Raw genomic sequence first — 10,141 nt, 5'->3', positions numbered from 1 at the left:
GCCCCCCGTCACCCCCACCGCCGCGATCGTCTCCGCCCGCAGCTCGTCCGCCAACTGCCGAAGCTGCCCGGGCTCCAAAGCCCGAAGCTCCAACGGCGTCGGAATCGTGTCGAGTAGGGGGGTGGATGGCGGCATAAACGAACTCCTGCCCCGCTTCCTAAGCGCCGGATGCGCGAACACAAGCCGGAACCATCCCGGTGTTATGCGCTTGTCATCGAACCTTCATCCTTGGCGGACGCCTTCTCCATCCGCTGCCAGACCGCCAGCCCCGGCAGGCCGAGCGCGAGCTCGCGGATGCGGCGGATGAGCGACAGCGCGAGCGCGGTGCCCGGCACGATCCCGAAAATTCCCCCGATCAGCACCAGCCCGCCCTCTTGAACGCCGAGCGCGCCGGGGATCAGGAACCCCGCCGCGCGCACCGCCTGCCCCAGCGATTCGATGATCGCCGCCTCGCGCCAGCCCGGATGGAGCCCGAGGATGCGCAGCGCCGCATAGGTTTCGAGGATGCCCGCGATCCACGATCCGAGGTGGAACAATGTCGACCAGCCGAGCCGCCGCGGCTGCCGGTACAGCCCCACCACCGCATCGTTCAGCCCGGTGAGATCGCCGATCTGCCCGCCATGCTTCTCCGACCAGCGCCCGACGAGCCGCTCGACCAGCTTGAACAGCCCGAAGCGCTGCGCGACGACGAAACCGATCGCGATCGCTGCCATCCCCGCCACCATGCCGAAGCCGATCTCCAGCGCATGCGCATCATGCGCGCCGCCCAGCAGCAGCGCGGCGCCCATCAGTGTGAAGAGCGCCTGCGCCACCGTCTCCAGCGACAGATCGACCATGCACGAGGCGACCGCGTCCTTCAGCGCCACGCCACGCTGCCCGAGCAGCCGCGCACGCGCCAGATCGCCGCCGATCTGTGCGACAGGGAGCAGCGAATTGACCGATTCGCGCACCCAACGCAGCAGATACAGCGTCCCGAACCGCGATTGCCCCGCGATCAGCGGCCGCCAGCCGAGCGCGGAGAAGACGGTCTGCGGCACGTGCAGCGCGATCACGATCAGGATGCCCCACCCCGCGCCCTTCAGCGCCGCCCAGATCGCGCCCAGATCGTTGGTGGCGAGCAACGTCGCGGCCAGCGCGAGCCCGATGACGATCGCGACGATCGCGGTGCGGTTCATGCGGGCGTGCGCGGTTGGTGATGGTGCATCGCCGGCCTATAGGCGGCGCGATGGATTTCGACACGCTCCTCGTCCGCTATTTCGGCCAGGCCGATCTCCGCGCGCTGGGCGCCGGTGCCTATGAGGCGGGCGTGGATCGGCTGCGCGTCGAGTTCGGGCTGGAGCGCGATCGCGGGCGGCGCTTCGCCTTGTGGTCGCTGATGCACCTGCTGGGCGTCGCGCCCGCGCTCGATGTGGCGTTCGCACATGCCGCCGACCGCGATGCCGCGCGCAACTTCATGGCGATGGCCGCGGCCGGCACGGACGACGACTGAGCGCGTTCAGCCGCCGAGGATCTGCCGGTAGAGCGCCAGATATTCGTCCGCCATGCGATCGACCGAGAAACGCTCGACCGCGGCGCGGTGGCAGGCGGCACGGTCGATCGAGTCGACCCGTGCGATCGCCTCCACCGCCTCCTGGGGGCTGCCCACCAGGAAGCCGGTGACGCCGTGGTCGATCAGCTCGGACATCGACCCGCGGCGGTTGGCGATCACCGGCGTGCCGCAGGCGAACGCCTCGACCACCGAGAGGCCGAAGGGTTCGTCGAACGCGATCAGGTGGAGCAGCGCGCGCGCCGCACCCAGGGTGCGCACCCGCTCCTCGCCGCCGACCGCGCCCAGATACATGACCCGGTCGCCGTCGATCGCCGGCTCGACCGCGCGTTCGAAAAAGCCGCGATCCTGCACGATCCCCGCCATCCGCAGGCGCCGCCCGCTGGCTGCAGCCGCGGCGATCGCCTGTTCGGGGCCCTTGTCGGGGTGGAAGCGGCCGAAGAACAGCAGGTCGTCGCTGCCCTGCGCGTCGAAGGCGAAATCGTCCACGCGGATGCCGTGATGGATCGTCGCGGCATAGCGCAGCGCCGGATGCCGGTCCGCCGCGCTGATCGCGACATAGGCCACGTCATGCTGATATTCGCCGTACATCGGCAGGATGCGATCGGACGAGAAACCGTGGATCGTGGTCACGACCGGCGTCCTCACCAGCCGGCTGAAGCCGAGCGGCACGAAATCGGCCTGGTTGTGGATCAGATCGAATTCGGCCGCGCGTTCGAAGACATGAGCGACGTGGCGCATCTCCCACACCTTGGCGTCGATCGCCGGATCTTCCTCATAGGGTGCGGGCACCGGGCCCGCCAGTGTGGCGCTCGTGAGACTGTCCTGCGTGGCGAACAGCGTGACCTCCACGCCGCGCGCGACGAGCGCTTCGGTCAAGAGGCTGGTCGTCAGCTCCCACGGCCCATAATGGCGCGGCGGGGTGCGCCACGCGATCGGCGCCAGCATCGCGACCTTCATGCGGCGTCGCGTTCCGGCTCGGGCCGCCACACCGGCGTCTCGCGCTTCAGCTCGTCGGCGAACCAGGCGCAGGTCTGCACCAGCCCCTCCTCGATCGGCACGCGCGGCTGCCAGCCGAGCACCGCCTGCGCGCGCGCGATATCGGGCTTGCGGCGGCGCGGATCGTCCTGGGGCAACGGGCGATAGACGACGTCGTTGGTGCTGCCCGTCAGCGCCACGACGCGATCCGCCAGATCGCGTACCGTCAGCTCCACTGGATTGCCCAGATTGACCGGCTCCAGCCCGTCGATCTCTGATTCCATCAACCGCATCAGCCCGTCGACCAGATCGGAGACGTAGCAGAAGCTCCGCGTCTGGCTGCCGTCGCCATAGATGGTGATCGGCCGGTCCGAAAGCGCTTGGCAGATCAGATTGGACACCACGCGCCCGTCATCGGGGTGCATCTGCGGCCCATAGGTGTTGAAGATCCGCGCGACGCGCACCGCGGCGCGACCGGCGCGCGCATAATCGAAGCTGAGCGTCTCGGCAGCACGCTTGCCTTCGTCGTAACAGGCGCGCGGCCCCGTGCAGTTGACGAACCCGCGATAATCCTCGGTCTGCGGATGAACCTCGGGATCGCCATAGACCTCGCTCGTCGAGGTGAGCAGGAAACGCGCACCCGCCTGTTCGGCCAGCCGCAGCAGCCGGTTGGTACCGACCACGTTGGTGAGCATGGTATGCTCGGGATCGGCCTGATATTGCGGCGGCGAAGCGGCGCAGGCGAGATTGTAGATGCGGGTGATCCGCCCGGCCTGCGCCAGCACCGCCTCGGGCAGAGGCTCTACGATGTCTGCGCGGACGAAGGTGAAGCCGGGATGATCCTCCAGCGGCGCGAGGTTCGATCCGCGCGAGGTCTGCAGATTGTCGATGCAGAGCACGCGGTGCCCTTCGTCGAGCAGGCGGCGGCACAGATGCGAGCCGATGAAGCCCGCCCCACCGGCCACGAGGATCAGGTCGCCATCGGCTGGGGTCATCATCGTCTCCAAGGTCATGCGACGTCCGCCAGGGCACGCGCCTGCGCGACTGCCTGAAGATACGTCTCGAGTTCGGCCGCGCGGTGCGCGGCGGTGTGGTGGTCGAGCGCGCACGCCTGCGCCGCACGGCCGATCGCATCGGCATCCGCGCCGTCGAGCGCCGCCAGCACGTCGTCGGTGGTGCGCGCGGGCACGATCTCGCGGCCGAACGCGAACAGCGTGTCGAGCCCTTCCCAGAGATCGGAGATGATCGGCGTGGCGCAGGCGGCGGCCTCGAACAGCCGGACCGAGGGCGACCAGCCCGCCGCGATCATGTCCGCGCGGGTGACGTTCAGCGTGAAGCGCGAGGCGGAATAGAAATCGGCATGCGCCGCCGGCGGCAGATGCGCGATCCGCTCGACATTGGCGGGCCAGTCGATCGTGTCGGGATATTGCGGGCCCGCCACGACGAAGCGCAGATCGGGCCGCGCGCGCGCCGGTGCCAGCAGCAGCCGGTCGAGCGTGGGCTGGCGATCCGCGCTGTAGGTGCCGAGATAGGAGAGATCCCAGCGCTTGGCCGCGCCGCTGGGCGCATAGAGCGCAGGGTCGACCGAGCAATAGAGCGCGCGGGCTGCCGGCGCGGCGTAGATCCGCTCGATCCGTTCCAGCGTCGGGCCGCCGGTGAACGACAGATAGAGGTCGTAGCCAGGAATCACGGCGGGGTCGAGATATTCGAAATCGCCGCGTTCCAGCTTGGCGAGCGTCACCGGCGTGTCGATGTCGTAGAACGCCTTCACGCCGCCTGCTGTCGCCTGCACGAAATGCGCGACGGCGACGCCCTGCGGCACATAGGAGCCGACGATCACCGCATCGGCTTCGGCGATTTCGGGCGTGAAGCGCGCCAGATCGTCGATATCGTCGTAGAACCGCAGCCGGCAATAATCGGGATCGGTCACGTCGCGCTGGTCGCGATACCAGGCCACGTCGCGTTCGAGGAACAGGATGTCGTGCCCGCGCGCGGCGAACGCCTTCAGCAGCGCGCGGAAGGTGGTCGCATGGCCGTTGCCCCAGGAAGAGGAGAGGCTGAGGCCCAGGACGACGAGCCTCATGCCGCCTCCACCGCGCGCGCGGCATGTTCGCGCAAGAGCGCATCGACCTGCGCGCCGCGCAGCGCATAGGTGTGCTCGGCCAGCACGCGTTTCATCGCGGCGTCGCCGATCGCCCTTGCGCGTTCGGGGGTGAGCGCGGTCAGATGCTCAGCCACGTCCTGCCCGTCGCGCGCGACCAGCACCTCGTGGTCGGGCTGGAGGAACTGCTCGATCCCCTCCCATGCGTCGGTGATGAGGCAGGCGGCGGCACCCGCGGCCTCGAACACGCGCGTCGCGGGGGAAAAGCCGACATGCGCCATCGAATCGCGCGCGACGTTCAACACCGCGCGCGGGGTGGAGTTGAACGCGTTGTGCTCGGCGGTGTACACATGGCCGCGGTGGCGGACATTGGCGGGCATGGCCTTGCCGTCCCAGCCATTGCCGCCGATCAGGAAATCCTGCCCCGGCAGCGATGCCGCGGGCCGCAGGAAGAATTCCTCCACGCGCGCCTCGCGGTCGGGCAGGCGGTTGCCGAGGAAGGCGAGATCGCAGGCGAAGCGCGGATCGGGCGCGACCGGGTGGTGCGTCGTCGGATCGAGCGCATTGTACACCGGCACGCACTCCGCCGCGCCGAAGCTGCGATAGGCGTCGATCACCGGCGGGCCGCCGCCATAGGTGAGCACCATGTCGAGATCGGGCAGCGCCTTCAGCACCGGATGATCGGAATTGGCGCGCATCTCGTCCAGCGTGGCCGCGGCATCGACGTCCCAGAAGATGCGCAGCGCGTGCGGCGCGCTCTGGCGCACGACGCCTTCGAGCAATTCGGTATCGAACACGCCGACGCCGTTCGCCTTCACGACGATGTCGGCCGCGCCCGCCTCCGCCAGCACGCCGCGCAGCCCCGCTTCGGTGGCGGGATACACCACGGAGCGTGCCCATTCGGGCGGATCGATGTCACGGTGCTGCTGACGATCGAACGCATCGGGCTCGTAGAAGGTGATGGCATAGCCGCGCGCGGCCAGATCGCGCAGGATGCCGCGATAATAGGTCGCGGCGCCGTTCCAGTAGGACGACACCAGGCTGGAGCCGTAAAAGGCGATCTTCATGGGCGGGTCTCTTTCGGGCTCGCGCCGAGCGTGGCAAGGATCGCCAGCAATTCGTCGACGCGGTGGGCGCAGCTATGCCGCGTGCGGATCGTCTCGAGGCCGGACGCCACGACCGCGGCACGGAGCGCCCCATCTTCGGCGAGCGTCCGCAACTGGGTCGTCATCTCGCAGCCATCGGCGCCGCGCAGATAATCCTGCCCGTCGCGGAACAGCCCCTCGCTGTCCTCCCAGGGCGCGGAAACCAGCGGGATACCGCAGGCGAGCGCCTCGAACATCCGGATCGTCGGGATGCCCGGCAGGATCGTGGAATAATAACGCCGCGGCACATGGACGGTCGCGAAATGCCGCGCGAAGATCGCAGGCGCCTCGGCATTGGGCGCCCAGCCATGATAATGCGCGCCGTGCCGCGCCAGCATCGCGCGCGCCTCGTCGGGATAGCGGACGCCGTAGATATCGAGCGGCAGGCCCAGCGTTGCGGCGGGGGCAAAGAGATATTCCTCCAGCTCCGCCGTCCGCTCGCCATCGCCCCAATTGCCGATCCAGACCAGCCCGTCGCGCGCGCCCTCCTCGGCGGGCGGGTGGAACAGGCGGGTGTCGGCGGCCTCGTGCCAGGTCCACACCCGGTCGCCCCAGCCCCAGCGGCGATACACCGCCGAAAGCGTCTCGCCGAACGCCAGCACACCGTCATAGCCCGACAGATCGAAGGCCCGGATCGCGTCGGGATCGCTCACCGCCCGGTGGTGCGTATCGTGGAACAGCAGCGTGAACCGGCCACCCGCAGCGCGTAGCGCGCCGATCGCGGCGATGAGCGCAGGGTCGTTCCACTCATGGACGATCACCACGTCCGCTCCGTCGACCAGCGCGTCGTGCGGCGCGGCGGGATCGAAGACGATCGGTTGCAGCTCGGGATAAAGGCGGCGGAACGGCTCCAGCCCGGCATCGCCCGCATCCGCGATCAGGTTGGTGAGGCTCCACGACCCCTCGGGTTCGAACGCGCACACGTCGTGGCCGCGCGCGATCAGTTCGCGCAGCACGCCGCGCAGGAAATGCGCGTTGCCGTGATTCCAGCACGAGCGCAGCGAATGGGTGAGATAGGCGATCCTCATGCCGCCGCCCTGCGCCGCGCATCGGCCAGGCTCTCGTAAAGCCCCGCCATGCTCGCCGCCATCGCCGCCGGAATGTACAAGCGCGCACGCTCGGCGGCGGCCTGCTCCAGATCGCGGCGCAACAGCGCGTCGTGCAGCACGCGGCGGATCGCGGTCGCGTAGCCCTCCGCATCGTCCGCGGCGACGAACAGCGCCGCATCGCTCCAGAGCTCGCGGAACGTGCCGATGTCCGACAGCACCAGCGCGCAGCCCATCGCCGCCGCTTCCAGCACCGCCAGCCCAAAAGGCTCGAACGTCGCCGCCGACACGAAGACCGGCCGCTGCGCCAGCTCGCCCGCCAGGGTCGCCGCGTCGAGGCGGCCAAGCGCGACCAGATGATCGATCGTCACCGTCTCGCCATGCGGCCCCGTCACCGGCCCGGCGGCGCGGAACGGCGCCGCGATCGCGCCGGCGACGCGGTCGAGCAGGCCGGTGTTCTTCACGCCGTCCCACAAACGCCCTGCGGTAAAGGCGTGCGGCGCGGACGGCCCCTCCCCCGCCGCGCCCAGCGGCCGGCGGCCATTGTGCACCGCGACCGGCGGCCGGCGCAGGCCGTAATGCCGCGCGACCGTCGCGGCATAGGCGATGCTGGGCGCCACGACGGCGTCCGCCGCCTGCAGCCCCTCGCGCATCAGCGCGCGCTGCCAGCGATAATCGGCGCCGAGCGGTTCCTGCCGCGCCGCCTCCCACCAAGTGGCGACGCAACCATGAGTCACCGCGACGACCGGCACGCCGAACCGCGTCCGCGCGCCGAGCGTCGGCATGTTGAGCTGGACGCAATCGACCCGAAGCCTGGCAGCCAGCGCCGCCAGCCGCTCGCCCGCCGCGAGCACGGGCACGGGCGCGTCGCACAGCCAGTCGAGCGGCAGTTCGGCATCGACCAACGTCGCCACCGCTTCGGCCTCGGCGCGCTGGCCCGCATCGGGCGCGGGGCCGGTGATCGCCAGCAGCGTCTCGATCCCATGGCGCCGCAGCCCATCCGCCAGATCGAGCGAATATTGCCACACGCCGCCGACCGTGTCGGTGGTCATCAACAATCGGGTGACGGCACCTTTCACGAGGCGGAGGTTTCCATGGCCTGCCCCACCGGCAGGTTGAGCTGGCGCTCGGTCGCGAGCCAGCGCGCGAGGTTGGCCACGCCGTCGGTCCATGCCACCTTGGGCGCGAGGCCCAACGCGGCTTCGGCCTTGCGCGTGTCGGCGACGAAATAGCGCTGGTCGCCCGCGCGCCAGTCGGACGTGGCGATCTCCACCTCGCGGCCGATCAGATCACCGATATGGCCGAGCAACTGGCGCAGGCTCACCGCATTGGCGGGGCCGCCACCGAGGTTGAACGCCTGGCCCTCCACCGCATCGATGCGCCGCCATGCCCGGACATAGGCGTCGACCGCGTTGGACACGTCGAGGATATCGCGCACCTGCTGCCCGTCGCCATAGAGCGTGATCGGCTTGCCTTCGAGCGCGCGGATCAGGAAATGCGCCACCCAGCCCTGATCCTCGGTGCCCATCTGGCGCTGACCATAGATGCAGCTCATCCGCAGCACCGCCGCCGGAACGCCGAAGCTGCGCGCGTAATCGAGCACATATTGGTCCGCCGCGCCCTTCGACACGCCATAGGGCGTGTGGAAATCGAGCGGCCGCGCCTCGCCGATGCCGTGATCGCGGATTGCGGGATCGCGCGGGACATAGCCGTGATCGCCGGTGTCGAATTCGAGGTCGATCAGGTCGCCATAGACCTTGTTGGTCGAGGCGAAGATCAAAGGCACCCGCTCGCCGCGCGCGCGCAGCGCCTCCAGCAGGTTGAGCGTGCCAAGGATGTTGATCTCGAAATCGGCGCGCGGATCCACCATGCTCGTCGTCACCGCCACTTGCGCGGCGAGGTGGAACACCGCCTGCACGTCCGATGCCGCGCGGGCCAGCGCATCCGCATCGCGGATATCGGCGATCACCGCCTCGATCCGGTCGCCGTGACGGGCCTTCAGCCAGGCGAGGTTGGCGTCCACGCCGGCGCGCGCCAGCACGTCGTAAACACGCACCCGATAGCCCTCGCCGGCCAGGCGATCGGCGAGGTTCGATCCGATGAAGCCGGCGCCGCCGGTGACGAGGATCGGCCGCGGGTCGATCAAGCGACCAGCCCTTTGGCTTCAAGCTCGGCGCGCATCTGGTCGACGCGGTCGTGCGCGGTCTGCTGCGCCACCCATTCGGCGAGTTCGGCCAGACCTTCGCCGAAATCGGCACGCGCCTGGAAATCGAGCCATTCGGCGGACAGCCGCGTGTCGCAGAAGCAATGCCGGATGTCGCCCACCCGCGCCTTGCCGACGATGATCGGGGTCAAGTCGTTCTTGCCCATGGCCTTCGCCAGTTCGGTGGCCACCTCGCTCACCGAACGGTCGCGGCCCGATCCGATGTTGAACGTGCCGCCCTTCGCCTGCGGCAGTACCAGCGCATCGGCGAACGCCCGCGCCACATCCGACACGTGGACGAAATCGCGGCGCTGCTCGCCATCTTCGAAGATCATCGGCTGCTGGCCGTTGAGCAGCCGCGAGGCGAAGATCGCCAGCACGCCGGTATAGGGATTGGAAAGCGCCTGCCCCGGTCCATACACGTTGAACAGCCGCAGGCACACGCCCTCCATGCCATAGGGCGCGGCCATGATATGCGTGGTGCGCTCCTGCACATATTTGTTGAGCGCATAGATCGACGACAGGTTGGGCCGCTTCCATTCGGGCGTCGGCACCGGGCTCAGCGGACGATCCTGCGCGTCGACCGGCTCCCAGTTGGCCAGCCCGTCCCTCAGCCCGTGCCGCTCCGCATCCTCGACCAGCGCGCCATCGGCATCGCGGTAGAGCCCCTCGCCATAGATACTCATCGACGAGGCGGTGACGACGCGGCGCACCGGATGGTCGATCAGCTTTTCGAACAGCACCGCAGTGCCGACATCGTTGGTCGAGGTGTAACGCTCCACCTCGTACATCGACTGGCCGACGCCCACCTCGGCGGCGAGATGCACCACGCTGTCGACGCCCTTGAGTGCCCGCGTCACCGCATCGCCGTCGCGCACGTCGCCGCGGATCAACTCGATCTCGCCGTCGAGCATCTTGGAGCCGTCGACCACGCCGTGTACCTGCTCGATCAGGCTGTCGAGCACCCGTACCCGGTTGCCGCGCGCGAGCAGTTCGTTGCCCACCGCCCGGCCGATGAAGCCGGCGCCGCCGGTGATGAGGATCGTTTCGCTCATGCGGCGCGGATCGCGAAGGGCGTTGACAAGATCATGCGAATGGCGTGCTTTCTGGTTTGCGACGAAC

General features: G+C 69.1%; 11 protein-coding genes. 1 reads left to right on the top strand and 10 read right to left on the bottom strand.

The annotated features are described in order from the left end of the window. Together OXQ95_RS18765 and OXQ95_RS17140 are read right to left on the bottom strand one after the other, a co-directional pair. On the bottom strand, window positions 1-135 hold a 135-nt coding region (locus OXQ95_RS18765), incomplete at its 3' end, for a 1-deoxy-D-xylulose-5-phosphate synthase N-terminal domain-containing protein (RefSeq protein ID WP_276589165.1). Window positions 136-200: 65 nt separating this feature from the next. After that, window positions 201-1,175 (bottom strand): flippase-like domain-containing protein, encoded by a 975-nt coding sequence (locus tag OXQ95_RS17140; protein WP_267382351.1) that lies wholly within the window; start codon window positions 1,173-1,175, stop codon window positions 201-203. A 50-nt stretch (window positions 1,176-1,225) separates the two neighbouring features. Here OXQ95_RS17140 and OXQ95_RS17135 point away from each other — a divergent pair, with 50 nt between their 5' ends. After that, a complete protein-coding gene (locus OXQ95_RS17135; RefSeq protein ID WP_267382349.1) occupies window positions 1,226-1,489 on the top strand; it encodes a hypothetical protein in 264 nt (87 codons plus the stop codon). A gap of 6 nt (window positions 1,490-1,495) precedes the next feature. Here the strand turns inward: OXQ95_RS17135 and OXQ95_RS17130 are convergent, their stop codons facing one another. From OXQ95_RS17130 to OXQ95_RS17095, 8 genes are read right to left on the bottom strand one after another with little or no spacing between them, the layout of a single operon-like run. Next, window positions 1,496-2,506, bottom strand: a complete 1,011-nt coding sequence (locus OXQ95_RS17130) for a glycosyltransferase family 4 protein (RefSeq protein ID WP_267382347.1) — start codon at window positions 2,504-2,506, stop codon at window positions 1,496-1,498. Continuing rightward, window positions 2,503-3,519 (bottom strand): UDP-glucuronic acid decarboxylase family protein, encoded by a 1,017-nt coding sequence (locus tag OXQ95_RS17125; protein WP_267382345.1) that lies wholly within the window; start codon window positions 3,517-3,519, stop codon window positions 2,503-2,505. Before OXQ95_RS17125 ends, OXQ95_RS17130 begins: the two co-directional genes overlap by 4 nt. Window positions 3,520-3,533: 14 nt before the next feature. Beyond that, window positions 3,534-4,607, bottom strand: a complete 1,074-nt coding sequence (locus OXQ95_RS17120; RefSeq protein WP_267382343.1) for a glycosyltransferase — start codon at window positions 4,605-4,607, stop codon at window positions 3,534-3,536. After that, entirely contained in the window at window positions 4,604-5,692 is a 1,089-nt protein-coding gene (locus tag OXQ95_RS17115) for a glycosyltransferase (protein ID WP_267382341.1), read from the bottom strand. The genes OXQ95_RS17120 and OXQ95_RS17115 overlap by 4 nt, the downstream gene beginning before the upstream one ends. Continuing rightward, a complete protein-coding gene (locus tag OXQ95_RS17110; protein ID WP_267382339.1) occupies window positions 5,689-6,798 on the bottom strand; it encodes a glycosyltransferase in 1,110 nt (369 codons plus the stop codon). The genes OXQ95_RS17115 and OXQ95_RS17110 overlap by 4 nt, the downstream gene beginning before the upstream one ends. Beyond that, the gene (locus tag OXQ95_RS17105) at window positions 6,795-7,868 is read right to left on the bottom strand and encodes a glycosyltransferase family 4 protein (RefSeq protein ID WP_267382337.1); all 1,074 of its coding nucleotides are present in this window, start codon (window positions 7,866-7,868) and stop codon (window positions 6,795-6,797) included. The genes OXQ95_RS17110 and OXQ95_RS17105 overlap by 4 nt, the downstream gene beginning before the upstream one ends. A gap of 23 nt (window positions 7,869-7,891) precedes the next feature. Continuing rightward, entirely contained in the window at window positions 7,892-8,962 is a 1,071-nt protein-coding gene (locus OXQ95_RS17100; protein ID WP_267382335.1) for an SDR family NAD(P)-dependent oxidoreductase, read from the bottom strand. Continuing rightward, window positions 8,959-10,074 carry an SDR family NAD(P)-dependent oxidoreductase gene (locus OXQ95_RS17095; RefSeq protein ID WP_267382333.1) on the bottom strand — a complete coding sequence of 372 codons (1,116 nt, stop codon included), beginning with the start codon at window positions 10,072-10,074 and terminating at the stop codon, window positions 8,959-8,961. The genes OXQ95_RS17100 and OXQ95_RS17095 overlap by 4 nt, the downstream gene beginning before the upstream one ends. Between the last annotated feature and the right edge of the window lie 67 nt (window positions 10,075-10,141).

The sequence above is a fragment of the Sphingomonas sp. GC_Shp_6 genome (assembly GCF_026540835.1).
GTDB lineage: Bacteria > Pseudomonadota > Alphaproteobacteria > Sphingomonadales > Sphingomonadaceae > Sphingomonas.
Note: the sequence above shows the minus strand (reverse complement) of the source record. Positions and strands in the feature narration are given on the sequence as shown.

Excerpts from the sequence above, each read along its gene's own strand:
- OXQ95_RS17140 (WP_267382351.1), bottom strand. The coding sequence starts at position 1,175 with ATGAACCGCACCGCGATCGTCGCGATCGTCATCGGGCTCGCGCTGGCC.
- OXQ95_RS17135 (WP_267382349.1), top strand. The coding sequence starts at position 1,226 with ATGGATTTCGACACGCTCCTCGTCCGCTATTTCGGCCAGGCCGATCTC.
- OXQ95_RS17130 (WP_267382347.1), bottom strand. The coding sequence starts at position 2,506 with ATGAAGGTCGCGATGCTGGCGCCGATCGCGTGGCGCACCCCGCCGCGC.
- OXQ95_RS17125 (WP_267382345.1), bottom strand. The coding sequence starts at position 3,519 with ATGACCCCAGCCGATGGCGACCTGATCCTCGTGGCCGGTGGGGCGGGC.
- OXQ95_RS17120 (WP_267382343.1), bottom strand. The coding sequence starts at position 4,607 with ATGAGGCTCGTCGTCCTGGGCCTCAGCCTCTCCTCTTCCTGGGGCAAC.
- OXQ95_RS17115 (WP_267382341.1), bottom strand. The coding sequence starts at position 5,692 with ATGAAGATCGCCTTTTACGGCTCCAGCCTGGTGTCGTCCTACTGGAAC.
- OXQ95_RS17110 (WP_267382339.1), bottom strand. The coding sequence starts at position 6,798 with ATGAGGATCGCCTATCTCACCCATTCGCTGCGCTCGTGCTGGAATCAC.
- OXQ95_RS17105 (WP_267382337.1), bottom strand. The coding sequence starts at position 7,868 with ATGACCACCGACACGGTCGGCGGCGTGTGGCAATATTCGCTCGATCTG.
- OXQ95_RS17095 (WP_267382333.1), bottom strand. The coding sequence starts at position 10,074 with ATGAGCGAAACGATCCTCATCACCGGCGGCGCCGGCTTCATCGGCCGG.